Raw genomic sequence first — 16,490 nt, 5'->3', positions numbered from 1 at the left:
CCGCCGTCCGCCCCGTCGGCCCGCCGCAGCCGCGAGGCCGCTGCCGAGCGTCCCGAGCCGGGAGGCGCCGCGACCGTCCACACCGCCCAGCGCCTCGTCATCACCTCCGGCCCCAAGCGGGGCACCGAGCTCGAGCTAGCGGGCGAGCCACTCACCATCGGCCGCTCCGCCGAGTCGACCCTGGTGATCCGCGACGACTACACCTCGACCCACCACGCACGTCTGCTCCTCTGGAACGACGAGTGGATGATCCAGGACCTCGACTCGACGAACGGAACGTTCCTCGACGGCCGTCGCGTCGGCGCGCCCACGAAGGTTCCGCTGAACACGCCCGTCAAGGTCGGCACCACCACCTTCGAACTGCGGCGGTCGTAGCGCGTGGCATCGACTCCGGAGAGCGCCTCCGGTTCCGGCGCGGTGCGCGAGAGCGCCGCCGTCTCGCACGTCGGCCGGATCCGCTCGAACAATCAGGATTCCGGCTACGCCGGGCGACAGCTCTTCGTGGTCGCCGACGGCATGGGCGGGCACGCGGGAGGCGACGTCGCCTCCTCCATCGCAATCAAGCGCATCGCGGAGGCCGACCGCCCCTACGCCTCGACCTATGAGGCCGAGGACGAGCTCAAGCGGACGCTGCTCGCCGCGAACACTCTGCTGGCCGAGGCCGTCGTCGACCATCCGGAGCTCACGGGGATGGGCACGACGGTCAGCGCGATCGCGCGGGTGGGCGAGTCGGTCGCTATCGCCCACATCGGCGACTCCCGCATCTACGTCCTGCGCGACGGCAAGCTCGAGCAGGTCACCACCGATCACACCTTCGTGCAGCGACTGGTCGACTCGGGCCGCATCACCGAGGAGGAGGCGATGACGCACCCGCGCCGCTCCGTCCTGATGCGGGTGCTCGGCGACGTCCACGCCAACCCCGAGATCGACACGCTGACCCTCGAGACCGAGCCGCACGACCGCTGGCTGATCTGCTCCGACGGCCTGTCGGGAGTCGTCCCGCACGACGAGATCCTCAAGGAACTGAGCCGCGACGAGACCGCGCAGCAGGTGGCGGACCGGCTGATCCGGGACAGCCTCTCGCACGGCGCCCCCGACAACGTGACCGTGGTCATCCTCGACATCCCCGGAGCGGGCGACACCGCGCAGATCCTCGCGCCCAGCGAGGAGCCGGTGGTCGTCGGCTCGGCCGCTTCGCCGACACCGCTGAGCACCGACGAGTCGCAGAGCCGCGGGAGGATCCCCGGCCTCCGCCTGCACACCCGCGCACCGGCCGCGCAGGGCCCCACCCACTTCGAGCCCGCCTCCGAGGACTACCTCGACGAGCTCATCGAGGAGGACCGCCGCCGGCACCTGCGCCGCCGCATCACCTGGCTCGTCGGCCTCTCGCTCGTGCTCATCATCGGTTTCCTGGGCGTGCTGCTCGCCTACGACTGGACGCAGTCGCGCTTCTACGTGGGCACCGACGGCGACACCGTGATCATCTACCAGGGCATCCAGCAGTCGGTCGGCCCGCTCTCACTGTCGGAGGTGAGGGAGGACACCGGCATCCCGATCGACTCCCTGCGCGCCTACGACGTCGAGCAGCTGGAGCAGACCATCAGCGCCGACTCCTACCCGGCCGCCGTCGAGATCGTCGAGCGCCTGACGGACGCGAACGGAGCACCATGACGGACGCCGCCACGGCCACCGCCCGCCCCACCTCCGAGCGGCAGGGCTTCTTCCGGCAGAAGCTGCGCAACCTCGAGCTGCTCCTGCTGGTCTTCGCGTGCGTCATCGACGCCGCCGCGATCGTCCTCGTGCAGCTCGGCGCGCTCGGCGCCGTCGACAGCACGCTCGTCTCGCTCGGCGCCGGTCTCGCGGGCCTGGTGCTGGCGGTCCACGTGGTGCTGCGGTTCGCCGCCCCGGCAGCGGACCCCTTCCTGCTGCCCATCGCGACGGTGCTGAACGGCCTGGGCGTCGCCGAGATCTACCGCATCGACATCGCCGACGGAGTCACCGGCTGGGATTCGGTCGCCGTACGGCAGCTCTTCTGGAGCGGCCTCGCGGTCGTCGCCGCGATCGTTGTCCTACTGGTGATCCGCAACCACCGCGTGCTGTTCCGCTACACCTACGTGGCCGGATTCGTCGCGATCGCGCTGCTCCTGCTTCCGCTGCTGCCGTTCATCGGTCGCGAGGTCAGCGGCGCCCGCGTCTGGATCGGCATCGGTGACGTCGCGAGCTTCCAGCCCGGCGAGATCGCCAAGATCGCCCTCGCCGTGTTCTTCGCCGGCTACCTCGTGCGCAACCGCGACTCCCTCTCGATGGTCGGCCGCACCGTGCTCGGGATGCGCTTCCCGCGCCTGCGTGACCTCGGGCCGATCCTGGTCATCTGGGCCGTCACGATGGGCGTCATCGTCTTCCAGCGCGATCTGGGCACCGCACTGCTCTACTTCGGCCTGTTCCTGGTGATGCTCTACGTCGCCACGGGGCGCACCAGCTGGGTGCTCATCGGCGTCGGCCTGTTCCTCGGAGGCGCGCTGCTGGCCAGTCAGACCCTCGACTACGTGGGCAACCGCTTCGCGAACTGGCTGGAGCCTCTGAGCGCCGAGCGCTACAGCGCCGACCCGGGAGGCAGCTACCAGCTCGTCCAGGGTCTGTTCGGCCTGGCGCACGGCGGCCTGCTCGGAACGGGGCTCGGCCAGGGAATGCCGGATGTCACTCCGGTCCCGCAGTCCGACTACATCATCGCGAGCCTCGGCGAGGAGCTGGGCCTGGCCGGCCTGTTCGCGATCTTCGGCCTCTACCTCCTCCTTGTCTCGCGGGGCTTCCGCATCGGCTTCGCCGGGCAGGACGACTTCGGCCGCCTCCTGGGAGTCGGCCTCTCGTTCGTGATCGCCCTGCAGTGCTTCATCGTCATCGGAGGCGTCACCCGCGTCATCCCGCTGACCGGCCTGACCACGCCCTTCCTGGCGGCCGGCGGCTCCTCCCTCGTGGCGAACTGGATGATCGTGGCTGTGCTGCTGCGCCTCTCCGACACAGTCCGCAGTCAGCCTCGTCTGGTGGTGTGATCCGTCGATGAACCGAGAACTCAAACGCGTGAGCCTCGTCGTGCTGACGATGTTCGTCGCCCTCTTCCTGTCCACGACCACGATCCAGGTCATCCAGGCCGACTCACTCGCGGAGGACGGACGGAACACGCGGACCCTCTACGAGAGCTTCTCGACCGAGCGCGGGCCGATCCTCGTCGCGGGGCAGCCCATCGCCTCCTCGACGCCCTCGGACGATCTGTACAAGTTCCAGCGCCAGTACGCGAACGGCCCGCTCTACTCGGCCGTCACCGGCTACTTCACTCTCGACCAGGGCACCACGGGTGTCGAGCGCTCGCTCAACGACTATCTCTCGGGCACCTCGAACTCGCAGTTCTTCGACGAGATCAACAACCTCGTCTCCGGCCAGGACCCGAAGCGCGTCGGTCGAGCTCTCGATCGACCCGGTCGCCCAGCAGGCCGCCTTCGACGCCCTCGGCGACTACACCGGAGCGGTCGTCGTCACCGAGCCGGCCACCGGGCGGATCCTCGCCATGGTCTCGAAGCCGAGCTTCGACCCCACTGCTCTCACCCCCCACGACACGGGCGACGTGCTCGCCGCCTACCGCGCCCTGAACGACGACTCCTCGCAGCCGCTCGTCAACCGCGCGATCGGCGGCTCGCTGAACCCGCCCGGCTCGGTCTTCAAGCTGGTCGTCGCGTCCGCTGCGCTCGAGTCCGGGCGCTTCACGGCGGACTCGAGCTTCCCGAACGCCGCGTCCTTCACGCTGCCCGGGTCGAGTTCTCAGGTGACCAACTCCGGAGGCGGCCTCTGCGGCCCCGGTGACACGGTCACGCTCGCGACCGCGGTCTCGCTCTCGTGCAACGTGCCGATGGCCGAGATGGGCGTGCAGCTCGGGGCCGACGCGATCCGCTCGCAGGCCGAGAAGTTCGGTTTCGACACGGAGCTCGAGATCCCGATGTCGGTCGAGGCCAGCCAGTACCCCTCCGCCACGGACGACGCGCAGACGGCGCTCACCGCGTTCGGGCAGTACGAGGTCAAGGCGACGCCGCTGCAGATCGCGATGGTCTCGGCGGCGATCGCGAACGGCGGCGAGGTCATGCAGCCGAACCTGGTCGACTCCATCCGCTCGCAGGACCTCAGCGTCCTGCAGCAGTTCCAGGAGAGGTCGCTCGGCCGGGCGGTGAGCACGCAGACCGCGGACGCCGTCAAGGCGATGATGGTCGCCAGCGTCCAGGGAGGCGCGGCGACGAATGCAACAATAGGGGGCGTCACTGTGGCCGGTAAGACCGGTACCGCCGAGAACGGCGCGGACGACCCGTACACCCTCTGGTTCACCGGCTTCGCGCCCGCGGACGACCCGCAGTACGCCATCACCGTGCTCGTGGAGAACGGTGGAGGGCTCGGCCAGAACGGGTACGGCAACCTGATCGCCGCACCCATCGGACAACAGGTACTAGAGGCGGTGCTGAACAAATGAGACCCACGACAGGCCTCACCTTCGGGGGACGCTACGAGCTGCAGTCCCGGATCGCCATCGGCGGCATGGGAGAGGTGTGGCAGGCGACCGATCTGGTCATCGGCCGCACGATCGCGATCAAGATCCTGAAGGACGAGTACCTCGGCGACCCCGGCTTCCTCGAGCGCTTCCGCGCTGAGGCCCGCCACGCGGCGCTGGTCAACCACGAGGCATAGCCAACGTGTACGACTACGGCGAGGAGGACGGCTCGGCCTATCTGGTCATGGAGCTCGTCCCCGGCGAGGCGCTCTCGACCGTGCTGGAACGCGAACGCGTCCTCTCCACCGACAAGGTCCTCGACATCGTCGCGCAGACGGCTCTGGCCCTGCACGCCGCGCATGCCGCGGGCCTCGTGCACCGCGACGTCAAGCCGGGCAACCTGCTGATCACTCCGGACGGCCGCGTCAAGATCACCGACTTCGGCATCGCCCGCATCGCCGATCAGGTCCCGCTGACCGCGACCGGCCAGGTCATGGGCACCGTCCAGTACCTCTCTCCGGAGCAGGCGAGCGGCCAGCCCGCCTCCCCCGCGACCGACATCTACTCGCTCGGCATCGTCGCGTACGAGTGCCTGGCGGGTCGCCGCCCCTTCACCGGCGAGTCGCAGGTCGCGATCGCGATGGCGCAGATCAACGACACCCCGCCGGAGCTCCCGGTCACGGTCGCGGAACCGGTGCGCAACCTCGTCTACTCCTGCATCTCGAAGAAGCCGGCCGATCGCCCCGCCACCGCGGCGCACCTCGCCCGCGCGGCCCAGGCGTTGCGCTCGGGCGACGTGCGCGGAGCAACCGTGGCCGTGCCCGCCGTCGCCGGCGATCTCGCGGCGACCCAGGCCACCACGGTCCTCCCCTCCCCTCAGGGCGCGACCCAGGCCACCACGGTGCTCCCCTCCGCCGCGGCCGCTGCGGCCGACCCGTTCGCGGCGCTCGACGAGCCCGCACCTCCCGCCGAGGAGCCGCGCAAGCGCAGCCCGTGGACCTGGCCGCTCATCGCCCTCATCGTCATCCTCGCGGTCGTGATCGCAGGCACGATCTTCGCTCTCACGACCGGAGGCGACTCCCAGGCCCGTCCCACGGCGAGCGCCCCGCAGAGCACGGCGCCCTCGCCGACGCCGTCGCAGACTCCGAGCGCGACGCCGACACCCACCTCCAACACCGTCGTGATCAACAAGGCCGACTACGTCGGTCGTGCGTTCGATGAGGTCGAGACCGAGCTCGACGCGCTGGGCATGGGCGTCCGCCGCACCGACGGGCCGAGCGCTCCCACCGCCGACCAGGTCGGCCTCGTCGAGGACGTCAATCCGACCGCGAACGTCGTCAAGGGCACGACGATCGACGTCTCGGTCTACACGGCGGTCGCTGTTCCCGACGCCCCGACGGCCGTGCCCACGGTGACCCCGGCCGCATCGAGCGTCGACGCAGGAGCCACCTTCACCGTGACCTGGAGCAACTACAACCAGTGCCCGAGTGGAACCTCCGTGAGTGGTTACCGGGTTGCCGCGTCCGGAGACGGCGCGAGCGTGACCAGCACGAACCCGTCGACCTCGACGACCGCGAGCATCCAGGCCGGCCCCGCCGCCGGCGAGATCGCCGTCACCTACACGGTCCTCTGCGGCGAGACGGAGTCGGCGGCCTCGCCGACCCTCACGGTCGCCGTCGATGCACCGACGCCGTCGCCGTCGCCGAGCACTCCGTCCGGTACCGCCACCCCGTCGACACGGTAGCCGCGCTCCGATGAGGCCGCCCGACCGCGAGGTCCGGGCGGCCTCATCGCGTGACCGGACGCCGGATCGGGCGGCTGAGCCCCTCACCGCGCCGCCCACCGGGAACACCCGGGGCCCGTAGGTACACTTGCCCTGGCTCCCTCGGGGCCGTGGCACACGGAAGTACAGGGCAGGAGCGTGCGCGTGACGGATGAGGGTCGCCTGATCGCGGGTCGGTACCAGGTCGGGCCCCGCCTCGGCCGCGGAGGGATGTCCGAGGTCCACCTCGGAACGGACACACGGCTCGGCCGCACCGTGGCCATCAAGGAGCTGAAGCTCTCCCTCTCCTCCGACTCCGCGTTCCGGCTCCGCTTCCGGCAGGAGGCGCAGGCTGCGTCGCGCATGTCGCACCCGACCGTCGTCCGCGTGTTCGACGCCGGCGAGGAGGTCACCGTCGACGAGAACGGCGGCGAGTCGCGCCGTCCCTTCATCGTCATGGAACACATCGAGGGGCGCCTGCTGAAGGACGTCATCGCCGAGGGTCCCGTCGAGGTCGACGAGGCCGTCCGCATCACCGAGGGCATCCTGACAGCCCTCGAGTACTCACACCGGGCAGGAGTGGTGCACCGCGACATCAAGCCCGGCAACATCATGCTGACCCCCTCCGGCCAGGTGAAGGTGATGGACTTCGGCATCGCCCGTGCCGTCTCCGATTCGGCCGCGACCGTCGCCCAAACCACCGCGATCCTGGGCACCGCCGCGTACTTCTCTCCCGAGCAGGCCAAGGGCGAGCAGGTCGACGCACGGAGCGACCTCTACTCGGCCGGCATCGTGCTCTTCGAGCTGCTGACCGGTCGCGCGCCGTTCCGCGGCGACACCCCCGTCGCCGTCGCCTATCAGCACGTCAGCGAGACGCCGCCGGCGCCGAGTTCGATCAACCCCACCGTCTCCGCCGCCCTCGACGCCGTCGTCGCGCGCGCCCTCTCGAAGGACCGGTACGAGCGCTTCCAGGGCGCGGCGGAGTTCCGCGACGACCTGCGCGAGGCCGCGGCCGGCCGCCTCCCCGACCACCGCCCGATCGACGAGCTGACGACCTCGCTCTTCGCGGCCCGCAGCCAGGGCGGCGTCACCGATTCCGAGCTCGCCCTGCGCCAGCTGGCCGAGGACAACTCGATCGTGCGCACTCAGCGGCGCCCTCCGGTGCTCTGGATCTGGTCGTCGATCGTCGTGCTCGCCGTCATCGTGGCCGCGCTGGTGATCTGGGTGCTGACTCTGCAACCCGATTCGACCCTGCCCTCGCAGTCGCGGGAGGTCCCCTCGCTCACGCAAACCACCTACGAGAGCGCGCAGGAGACACTGACGGCGATCGACCTCGTCCCGAGCCAGGTCACCGAGTACAGCACGAGCGTTCCCGAGGGCGAGGTCATCCGGACCGATCCCGGTTCGGGCACCATCGTGGCCCCCGAGACCGTGATCCGCGTCGTCGTCTCGCAGGGCCCGCAACCTGTGGCGGTGCCCGAGACCGCCGGGAAGACGCTCGCCGAGGCGATCGAGGCGATCACCGCGGCCGGATTCGTCGAGGGGTCTCAGACGCGCGAGAACTCACCGACCGTGGCGGGAGACGTCGTCCTGTCCGCCTCTCCCGCAGCTGGCCAGCAGGTCGCCCCCGGCACTCCGATCGACCTGGTCGTCTCGTCCGGCCAGGTCACCCTGCCCGACCTCGTCGGCACCTCCCTCAGCAGCGCGCTGGCGACCCTCGCCTCCGAGAAGCTGCAGCTCGTCGGGGTCGAGGTGCCTGACGAGAGCTGCGACGCGACCCGCGCGAATCCGCCGATCACCACGCAGTCGAGGGCCCCCGGGGACGTACCCCAGGGCTCGACCATCCAGCTCGGCTACTGCGCGGGCTGAGCCACGGGCGGGCTAGGCGCGGCGCACTCCCGCGAGCGGAGGCTGCAGCCGCACGACCTCGCCCTGGGTCGCGTCGCTCGAGCGTCGGGTCGTCCGAGCGCGGATGTCGCTCGGAGTGAGCCCCTCGCGGCGCTTCAACGCCCTGCGGAGGTGGTCGGCGGACGAGAAGCCGGATGCTGCGGCGATGGCTTCGAGGGGCACCTCCCGCGGGCGACGGCGCAGCAGCTCGACCGCACTCGCGACACGAGCCCGCTCGATCTCGCTGGCCACCGTGGTACCGGCGTCCTCGAAGAGCCGCTGGAGGGAGCGGGTCGACACGTTGACAGCGTCGGCCACCGCCTCCGGGGTGCAGCGCGGAGTGCGGTGCGTGCGGTCGATCACAGTGCGAGCGCGACCGAGCGTCGCGGCCCGCACACTGGTGGTGCCAGGCTGGACGCTGGCGGCAGCGAGGAATGCGCTCGTCAGGAGCTGCTTGACCACGTGGGCGAAGCCGGTGACCTCTCCCTCACCGGGCAGTCCGGTTCCCGATTCCGCGGCAAGGGCGAACGCCGTGGTGAAGGCGTAAGCCGCCCGGGTCGAGCGCGCGTCGGGATCGAGCGCATGGACGGGGGACGCGGTGTCGAAGCCGTAGCGTCGCATCTCATCGGCGCGGATCGAGACGTGCAGCAGGGTGGCCGGCGTCGTCGACTCGGTCGTGAAGGTCGTGTTGCCCTGCTGGTACGAGACCGAACCGGGGCGCAGGAGCACCGTGCGTTCCGGCGCGACCATGCGCACGAAGCCGTCGATGAGGAAGGTGAAGTTCAGGAACGAGGTGTCGTCTCCCGCCCAGGTCCCGCGGAGGATCCGCAGGGGTGAGACGGTCATCAGTACGACGCTGAGGTCGCCCGTGCCGAATCCCGAGCCGGAAATGCTCGGGACTGTTCCGGGCTTCGCCACGATCCGCGGCCCGAGGTTCTCGAGCTCGCGAATACCTGAAAAGGCCCAGGATATCGATTTGACCATCTGTTCCCCCGGTAGTCTCTCTCGCTGCCAGTCCCCATGCTGACGCCCTCCGATTATGCATGGAGAAGGGGTCTCCTTCGCCGCCTCGGACCCGTCACATCACGACACCTGATCGGGGGGTGTGCAGGGGACTGAGCGCCGCCGCCCCGCGGGAACGTCCGGCACGGATCAGTCTTACCCTCTTTCTTACCCGTCAATTGGCGGATTCTGCACCCCACCTGACGCGGAACTCCCACCCCCGTTCGGGGTACACAGAGCACCGCTCATTCTCACACTCTCGCCACGATAAAGAGGGCGATAAGCGGCCCGAAATCGATCCGGCAGAACACTCGATATCGAATGCCCGGGCGTGTCGGGATCAGCGCGCGGGCGGTTTCCGCGCTGCGATGTCGGCGAGCCAGTTGTCGATCAGCTTGTGGCCGCCCTCGGTCAGCACTGACTCTGGATGAAACTGCACGCCCACGAGCGGAGCCTCACGGTGGCGCACGCCCATGACGATGCCCTCCTCCGAGACAGCGATGACCTGGAGCTCACCCGGCAGGGACTCGCGGTCAACCAGGAGGGAGTGATATCGCATTCCCGCGAAGCCCGAGGGGAGCCCGGCGAACAGCGGGTCACCGTCGTGACGGATTCGCGACGTGCGCCCGTGCACCGGGTCCGGCCCCTCCTGCACGCGCCCGCCGAGGGCATGGACGAGCACCTGGTGTCCGAGGCAGACCCCGAGGAGTGGCTGCGAAAGAGTGCGCGCCTGCCCGATCAGAGCCACCGAGGCAGGGACGTCCTCCGGTCGGCCCGGTCCGGGCGAGATCAGGACCCCGTCGGCACCCCGCGCGCGGGCGAGCAGTCCGTCGACGCCCAACTCCGTTCCCTCGACCACGTCGACATCGGCTCCGAGCTCGCGGAGGTACGAGACCAGCGTGAAGACGAAGCTGTCGTAGTTGTCGACCACCAGGATCCGCAGGCCCGCACCCGCGATCACGAGCCGACGGTCACGTTCCGGTCGAGCACCAGCGACTGCACCCACGGGAACACCCACTCGTCGAGCGCGACGAGCACCGCCGCCGCCAGGGCGAGCACGATCAGGAGCCGCACCCACCAGGGTCCCGGCAGGAGGCGCCACAGCGCCGCGTACACGCTCAGCCCTCCTGAGCCAGCGAGCCGGCGATCTCGGCGGGGGCACCGGCCGAGCGCGGCTGGAACGAGTCGAAGACGCCGTAGGCGATGATGCGCTCGGCGGTCGAGTAGAGCGGGTTGCAGCTGGTCAGGGTGATCAGACGGTCGCCGGGCGAGGCATCGGGCGTCCACGGCACCGCATCGATCACCTGGACGTCGGAGGGCTGCACGTACTCGAGGTTGCGGAAACGGTAGGTGTACCAGCCGTCGGCGGTCTCGATGTAGATCGGATCGCCGAGCTGGAACTCGTCGATGAGATGCATCCCGCCGCCGTACGCGCTGCGGTGGGCGGCGAGCGCGAAGTTGCCCTGCTGCCCGGGCATCTGCGTGCCGGGGTAGTGACCGATGCTGCCCTCGTCGAGCACGTTCTCGGCGTCGATCCCTTCGGCGATCGTGCGCACCCAGCCGTCGCCGTAGCGGGGGATGTAGAGGTTGCCGAAGGAGGTGTCGAGCGCCGCCGCGGTCGCGACGACCGGCTCGGTGGGAGCCGAGGTGTCGGCGGTGTCGAGCGGAGCAGCGCCGCCCCAGCTCTCGCGCAGCTCGGCCGCCTGCGTCGTCTGCTGGCCGGCGATCACCGCGTCGTTCCACCAGAGCTGCCAGCCGAGGAAGAGGAGCACGAGGGCGCCGGCCGTCATCAGGAGCTCGCCGACGACTCCGAAGATCGAGAGGCGGCGGGCCGGGCGGGCTCTGCGCCGCTTCCCTCGCGGCCGCAGAGCCGTCCCGTCGGTGTTCTGGGCGCTCATGCGACGAGTCTAGGCGTGCTGCACGCGCGGCCGCGGAGGTCCTCGGCGCCCTGTGGACGACTCGCGATCCGCAACGCTGTGAGGGCACGACCCGTCCTGCGGAGTCGTGCCGATCCACGCCGTGGACCGCGCGGATCGGCGACCGGCCCGGTCGGGCGCCGCGGGCCTGCTCCCGGGCACCAGCCTCCGCCGGGTACAGTTGTCGGCATGGCACGAGCGACGAAGAGCCCGAAGCCCGAGCGCGACGAGGCCCGGACCGGCGAGAACGCACCGAATCCGGTCTGGTTCAAGCCCGTGATGTTCGGCTTCATGCTGCTCGGCCTCATCTGGATCATCGTCTTCTACGTGAGCCAGGGCATCCTGCCGATCCCCGATCTCGGCAATCTCAACATTCTGATCGGGTTCGGGATCGCCTTCATCGGCTTCCTGATGACCACCCGCTGGCGCTGAGCCCGCAGTTGTGAACGACGCCCCGTCCGGTCCGCCGACGGGGCGTTCGTCGTCGGTGGCCCGCCTGCGCGCCGCCGGCTGTGTCTTCGCGGAGGAGGAAGCGGTGCTCCTCGAGGAGGCGGCCGCGTCCTCCTCCGCTCTGGAGCTCCTCCTGTGCCGGCGCGAGGCAGGGGAACCGCTCGAGCAGATCCTCGGCTGGGTCGCCTTCCGGGGCCTGCGCGTCCCGGTCACTCCCGGTGTCTTCGTACCGCGCGTGCGGACGGAGTGGGTGGTCGACTCCGCTCTGCCGCTGCTGCGGCCGGGCGCGACCGTGCTCGACCTCTGCTGCGGGGCAGGTGCGATCGCCCGCGCGATCGCCGAGGAGCGCCCGGACGTGCGCCTGCTCGCCGCCGATCTCTCCCCCGCGGCGGTCGCGTGCGCGCGGCAGACCCTCGAGGAGCTGGCCACGGTCGTCGAGAGCGATCTTTTCGCCGCGCTCCCGCCGGACGAGCGGGGGAGGATCGACGTGGTGGTCGTGAACGCGCCCTATGTGCCGACGGAGGCGATCAGCCTGATGCCTCCCGAGGCGCGCGTCCACGAGCCGCGGTTCACGCTCGACGGTGGCCCGGACGGCCTCGAACTGCACAGGCGCATCGCCGCCGAGGGGTCGGAGTGGCTCGCTCCCGACGGCGCCGTGGTGATCGAGGTCGGGGAGCGTCAGGCCCGGGCGAGTGCCGCCGCCTTCGAGGGCTCGGGGTTCAGTGCGTCCGTCCTCCGTGACGACGATCGCGATGCGACGGTGGTCGTGGCCCGCCGCCGGCGAACTACACGGCTGTAATTATCCCCAGCTGTGGAAACTACTGTGGAGAGATCCGCGACCGAACGGCCCAGAGCCGATCGGAGACGCCGACGCCCGCGATCGGCGGCCTGACGCTGGTCCGGCCGCCCCCTCGCGCCCGCCCGCCGTCCTGCTCCGGGTGACACCCGCCTCGTTCTCCCCAGTGTTAACAACTCTGTGGATAACTTCCTCCCCAGCCCGCGGACACCCCAGCCCGCGGCAGATCCGGGACGCCGCGGGGTCCCACCGCGCACCTGGGCCGCCGGATCAGGCCAGGACGTACGCCCCCGCGGTGATCGCCACGAGGGCGACGCCGATCAGCCCGACCAGGAGGTCCTGTGACCGCCGCTGCGAGCGCTGCCGTGTGCGGGTGAAGACCAGACCGATCAGAGCACCCGCCACGAGGCCGCCGACGTGCGCCTGCCAGGCCACGTTCATCCCGGGGAGGAAACCGATCACGAGGTTGAGCCCCACGAGTACGAGCAGCTGCGAGGCCTGGCCGCCGAGGTGCCGGAGGATCACCAGGTACGCGCCCATCAGCCCGAAGATCGCCCCGGAGGCACCGATCACCGGCGTCAGCGGGTCGGCAAGGAGCAGCACGCCCACCGAGCCGGCGAATCCGCTGAGGAGGAAGAGCGTGAGGTAGCGCCCGCGGCCGAGCATCCGCTCGAGGGCCATCCCGAACACCCACAGCGTGTACATGTTCAGCACGAGGTGGAACGGGATGACGAAGAAGAGCGAGGTGCTGTGCAGGAACACCGAGGTGAGCATCCGCCACGGCTCGAAGTCGGCGCCGAAGCCGGGAAGCGTGTAGGCGGGGGCGTACAGGAGCGCGTTGATCACAGGACCGCCGACGAACGGGAGGATCTCGAGGATCCAGAGGACGACGCAGAGCGCGATGATCGCGTAGGTCACCGTCGGCTGGTCGGCCCGGGTCATCGCTCGCACGCGCGAGACGAGCGGACTGCGGGTGCGCGGAGCGGTTGCGCGCTGCTGCGCCATGTCGTCCGGGCAGATCACGCCGACCGGGGCCGGCGTCTGGCACTCGCCGCAGATGGTGCGGCCGCACCGCTGACAGCGCACGAAGCTCTGCCGATCGGGGTGGCGGTAGCAGGCGTACGCGCTGCTCGGCGGGACCTGGGTCACGGACGTGCCTCCGGGGAGAACGAGGGCCGGATCCTCACGGACCCGGCCCTCGAGTGAGTGGTGGACGAGGCGATCAGGCCTCGGTGATCTCGACGCTCTCGATGACCACGTCGTCGAGCGGCTTGTCACGGCCGTCGGTAGGGATGGCCGAGAGCGACTGGACGAGCTTCTTCGACTCCTCGTCGGCGACAGCGCCGAAGATGGTGTGCTTGCCCTGGAGCCAGGTGGTCGGCGCTACCGTGATGAAGAACTGCGAGCCGTTGGTGCCGCGCCCCGCCTGCTTGCCGGCGTTCGCCATGGCGAGGATGTAGGGCTCGGTGAAGTCGAGCTCCGGGCTGATCTCGTCGTCGAACTGGTAGCCGGGTCCGCCGACGCCTGGCCGAGCGGGTCTCCGCCCTGCAGCATGAAGTCGGGGATGATGCGGTGGAAGACGGTGCCGTTGTAGAGCGGCTCCTTCGTCTTCGCGCCCGTCGCCGGGTGGGTCCACTCGATGTCGCCGGTCGCGAGACCGACGAAGTTGCGGACCGTCTTGGGAGCGTGGTTCCCGTAGAGGTTGACGACGATGTCGCCCTTGTTGGTGTGGAACGTCGCGACGGCGGTGTGCAAAGGCATGGAGGGATTCTCGCACAGCGCGTCTGTAGGCCCCAGCAACGCCCGGTGTCAATGCGCTGGGCGCGCGATGCGGACGACGATCGATGAGTGGCAGTATTGATGCGTTCGCTGCTCGTAGCCGATGGAGGACCAACATGGGTCTGTCACGTAAGCACAAGAAGGACCTCAAGCGTCTTCGCAAGAACGCCGAGGCGGTCTGGGGCGAGCAGCAGGAGGTGCTGGCGCACGCGGCCGCCGTTCTTGAGAAGAGCCGCCGCCACGCCACGAAGTACGCGAAGAAGGAGGTCGTGCCCCTCGTCAAGGACACGTACCGCTCCCGCGTGAAGCCCGTCTACGACAACGGTGTCTCCGCCGTCGAGGGCACCTACTCCTCGGCACGCGACGCCTACAAGCATCGCGTCGCACCGACTGTCGCGGCAGTCGGGGGCACCGCTGCCGCCGCGTTCGGGGCCGCGAAGGACTCGAAGAACCGCGCGAAGCTCGCCGAGATCTCGAAGGCGCGCTGGGAGGAGCTGACCACTCCCCCGAAGAAGAAGAACAAGGCGGGCACGGTCTTCGCCATCGGTGCCGCTCTTGTCGCGGTCGGCGGCATCGGGTACGCCGTCTGGCAAACGTTCCGCGCCGACGACGAGCTCTGGGTGGCCGAGGACGAGCCCGAGAGCGCCGCGCAGAACGCGGCCTCGACCGCCTCCTGACGTTCATCACGGACGAGCCGGGCCCCAGCGGGTCCGGCTCGTCCGTGCGCCCGCGGCAGAGTCAGAGGCGCGTTAGGCTTCTACGATGGACATCCGGGTCGCCGCGTACGGCGTGATCATCGACAGTGAGCGGATGCTGCTCGCGCACTGGAGCCAGGGGCCCTGGTCGGCGTGGACGCTGCCGGGCGGCGGGATCGACGAGGGCGAGTCCCCGGCCGACGCAGCGGTCCGCGAGATCTTCGAGGAGACCGGATACCACGCCGAGCTCGAGGCGCTGATCGGCGTCGACTCGCATGTGATCCCGGCCCACCGCCGGAGCGACCCTGACGCAGGCCCGCTGCATGCGATCCGCGTCGTCTATCGCGCCCGCATCGTCTCGGGAGAGCTGACCCACGAGATCGACGGGTCCACGGATGCCGCAGCGTGGTTCCCGGTCGGCGAGGTGGAGGAGCTGGAGCGCGTCGAGCTGATCGACGCCGCTCTCACCATGAACGAGGCGTGGCTCCTGCGCTGACCTCGGGAATCGCCGGATCGGCGGGAGCGTTGCCCCTGTGGTGATCGTCGAGCTCTACACCTCCGCCTTCTGCGGCGACTGCCATACTGCGCGGTCGGTGCTCGACAGGGCGGCAGAGCTGGTGCCTGCGGCCGAGATCCGCGAGTTCGACGTCGCCTTCCACCCCGTCCAGGCCGAGGCGGCGGACGTCCGCTCCACGCCGACGATCGTCGTCAGAGACAGCGCCGGCGCCGGCGTCTTCCGCGCAGAGGGCGCGCCGACGCTCCCGCAGGCTCTGACCGCCCTCGCCCTGGCACTACCCGCGTAGGGTGACCGGGGGAGGTCCCATGCGCCGGTGCTCTTCTCTCGTGAGCATCGGAGTCGTGCTCGCCGCCCTCTCCGGGTGCGTGGCCGAAGGCCCGGTGTCGACAGCGACCGTCGGAATCGGTCGCGGTGGCCAGCGCGCCGAGGTGCTCGGAGTCGTCGTGGTCTGCTCCGGGATCGTGAACGGCCTCGACCTCGCCGTCGACGACCGTTCTCCCCTGAAGATCGGAGACGGGGTGCGGAGGATCACGCGCTGGGTCTCCCCCGACGTCGTCACTCAGCTCGGAGCGACGGATCTGGTGGGGCGCACCGTCTGGCCCGCGGACACCGTGATCGACCGCTTCGCTCCGGGCGTCGACTACGTCCTCGGCGCCTATGCGGACGGCGAACCGGTGGTCGCCCGGCCGGTGGTCTTCACCGCCGAGCAGTTCGACACCCTCTCGGTCGGCGAAGTCATCGTCGGCGACATCCGCGACGGCACCTCCCAGACCCTCTCGGTCGAGAACTTCCTCGGTCTCGCCTGCGAGGAGTCCTGACCACGACCCCGAGCCCTTCGCCCGCTGGAGTCTTCTCCGCGCTTGATCCGGTGGGGCTGGAGAGGCGGGTTGAGTGATCACCGGATGCGATGCGGAGCACCCACAGCCTCCGTGGCCCCGGACGACCTTCGAGTCACGACCATGGCAGCGAGCCGGAGACGAGGTCGCCTCTCGCCGGATCAGCTGTCCCGCTGCCGACTCCTCCGTTCGCACACTTGTCGACGCAGAGGTTCTGTCGCGGCGGGGCCGCACCGGACGCCGCAACCGATACGTCCAGCCAATGGACTGGCGGCGCTCGACGCCTTCGGTGCGCGGCACACGAGACGTTCACGGTCGTCGG

At 70.0% G+C, this 16,490-nt stretch carries 15 protein-coding genes and 3 pseudogenes; 12 read left to right on the top strand and 6 right to left on the bottom strand.

Annotated elements, in window-relative coordinates; translation table 11 throughout:
• From ACH61_RS01850 to pknB, 6 genes and pseudogenes are all read left to right on the top strand, one after another.
• Nucleotides 1-375 (top strand): FHA domain-containing protein FhaB/FipA (locus ACH61_RS01850; protein ID WP_153038774.1); only part of this gene is annotated, 375 nt, incomplete at its 5' end.
• A gap of 3 nt (nt 376-378) precedes the next feature.
• Complete coding sequence (locus tag ACH61_RS01845; protein ID WP_236713494.1) at nt 379-1,671, top strand: Stp1/IreP family PP2C-type Ser/Thr phosphatase; 1,293 nt, start codon at nt 379-381, stop codon at nt 1,669-1,671.
• Nucleotides 1,668-3,050: an FtsW/RodA/SpoVE family cell cycle protein gene (locus ACH61_RS01840; protein WP_068207853.1), complete on the top strand. Its 1,383-nt coding sequence runs from the start codon at nt 1,668-1,670 to the stop codon at nt 3,048-3,050. The genes ACH61_RS01845 and ACH61_RS01840 overlap by 4 nt, the downstream gene beginning before the upstream one ends.
• A 7-nt stretch (nt 3,051-3,057) precedes the next feature.
• A pseudogene (locus tag ACH61_RS01835) lies at nt 3,058-4,510 on the top strand (peptidoglycan D,D-transpeptidase FtsI family protein).
• Nucleotides 4,507-6,272: pseudogene (locus tag ACH61_RS01830) on the top strand (protein kinase domain-containing protein). Before ACH61_RS01835 ends, ACH61_RS01830 begins: the two co-directional pseudogenes overlap by 4 nt.
• A 183-nt stretch (nt 6,273-6,455) precedes the next feature.
• On the top strand, nt 6,456-8,159 hold the full coding sequence (gene pknB, locus ACH61_RS01825) for a Stk1 family PASTA domain-containing Ser/Thr kinase (RefSeq protein WP_068207852.1): 1,704 nt from the start codon (nt 6,456-6,458) through the stop codon (nt 8,157-8,159).
• 12 nt (nt 8,160-8,171) lie between these two features.
• Here pknB and ACH61_RS01820 read toward each other — a convergent pair whose 3' ends face one another.
• The 4 genes from ACH61_RS01820 to ACH61_RS01810 all read right to left on the bottom strand — a co-directional run bounded on the left by ACH61_RS01820 (nt 8,172) and on the right by ACH61_RS01810 (nt 11,077).
• On the bottom strand, nt 8,172-9,023 hold the full coding sequence (locus tag ACH61_RS01820; protein ID WP_158286082.1) for a helix-turn-helix domain-containing protein: 852 nt from the start codon (nt 9,021-9,023) through the stop codon (nt 8,172-8,174).
• Between the two features lie 496 nt (nt 9,024-9,519).
• Nucleotides 9,520-10,140 carry an anthranilate synthase component II gene (locus ACH61_RS01815; protein ID WP_199220835.1) on the bottom strand — a complete coding sequence of 207 codons (621 nt, stop codon included), beginning with the start codon at nt 10,138-10,140 and terminating at the stop codon, nt 9,520-9,522.
• Nucleotides 10,137-10,295 (bottom strand): hypothetical protein, encoded by a 159-nt coding sequence (locus ACH61_RS17790; protein WP_166971874.1) that lies wholly within the window; start codon nt 10,293-10,295, stop codon nt 10,137-10,139. The genes ACH61_RS01815 and ACH61_RS17790 overlap by 4 nt, the downstream gene beginning before the upstream one ends.
• Before the next feature lie 2 nt (nt 10,296-10,297).
• Nucleotides 10,298-11,077 (bottom strand): class E sortase, encoded by a 780-nt coding sequence (locus tag ACH61_RS01810; RefSeq protein WP_068207847.1) that lies wholly within the window; start codon nt 11,075-11,077, stop codon nt 10,298-10,300.
• A 207-nt stretch (nt 11,078-11,284) separates the two neighbouring features.
• Here ACH61_RS01810 and ACH61_RS01805 point away from each other — a divergent pair, with 207 nt between their 5' ends.
• The gene (locus ACH61_RS01805; RefSeq protein ID WP_068207843.1) at nt 11,285-11,527 is read left to right on the top strand and encodes a cell division protein CrgA; all 243 of its coding nucleotides are present in this window, start codon (nt 11,285-11,287) and stop codon (nt 11,525-11,527) included.
• Between the two features lie 10 nt (nt 11,528-11,537).
• Nucleotides 11,538-12,344, top strand: a complete 807-nt coding sequence (locus ACH61_RS01800; RefSeq protein WP_199220834.1) for a putative protein N(5)-glutamine methyltransferase — start codon at nt 11,538-11,540, stop codon at nt 12,342-12,344.
• A gap of 267 nt (nt 12,345-12,611) precedes the next feature.
• On the opposite strand, the gene ACH61_RS01795 is transcribed toward ACH61_RS01800, so the two are convergent.
• Nucleotides 12,612-13,490, bottom strand: coding sequence for a rhomboid family intramembrane serine protease (locus ACH61_RS01795; RefSeq protein ID WP_068207837.1), 879 nt, complete (start codon nt 13,488-13,490; stop codon nt 12,612-12,614).
• A 73-nt stretch (nt 13,491-13,563) separates the two neighbouring features.
• A pseudogene (locus ACH61_RS01790) lies at nt 13,564-14,102 on the bottom strand (peptidylprolyl isomerase).
• 134 nt (nt 14,103-14,236) lie between these two features.
• Between ACH61_RS01790 and ACH61_RS01785 the strand changes: the two are divergent.
• The 4 genes from ACH61_RS01785 to ACH61_RS01770 all read left to right on the top strand — a co-directional run bounded on the left by ACH61_RS01785 (nt 14,237) and on the right by ACH61_RS01770 (nt 16,150).
• Entirely contained in the window at nt 14,237-14,797 is a 561-nt protein-coding gene (locus ACH61_RS01785) for a hypothetical protein (protein ID WP_068207835.1), read from the top strand.
• A gap of 85 nt (nt 14,798-14,882) precedes the next feature.
• Entirely contained in the window at nt 14,883-15,311 is a 429-nt protein-coding gene (locus tag ACH61_RS01780; RefSeq protein WP_068207832.1) for an NUDIX hydrolase, read from the top strand.
• Between the two features lie 37 nt (nt 15,312-15,348).
• Complete coding sequence (locus ACH61_RS01775; RefSeq protein ID WP_236713493.1) at nt 15,349-15,618, top strand: glutaredoxin family protein; 270 nt, start codon at nt 15,349-15,351, stop codon at nt 15,616-15,618.
• 40 nt (nt 15,619-15,658) lie between these two features.
• The gene (locus ACH61_RS01770) at nt 15,659-16,150 is read left to right on the top strand and encodes a hypothetical protein (RefSeq protein WP_068207829.1); all 492 of its coding nucleotides are present in this window, start codon (nt 15,659-15,661) and stop codon (nt 16,148-16,150) included.
• Nucleotides 16,151-16,490: the final 340 nt, after the last annotated feature.

The sequence above is a fragment of the Rathayibacter tanaceti genome (assembly GCF_001634385.1).
Lineage (GTDB): Bacteria > Actinomycetota > Actinomycetes > Actinomycetales > Microbacteriaceae > Rathayibacter > Rathayibacter tanaceti.
Note: the sequence above shows the minus strand (reverse complement) of the source record. Positions and strands in the feature narration are given on the sequence as shown.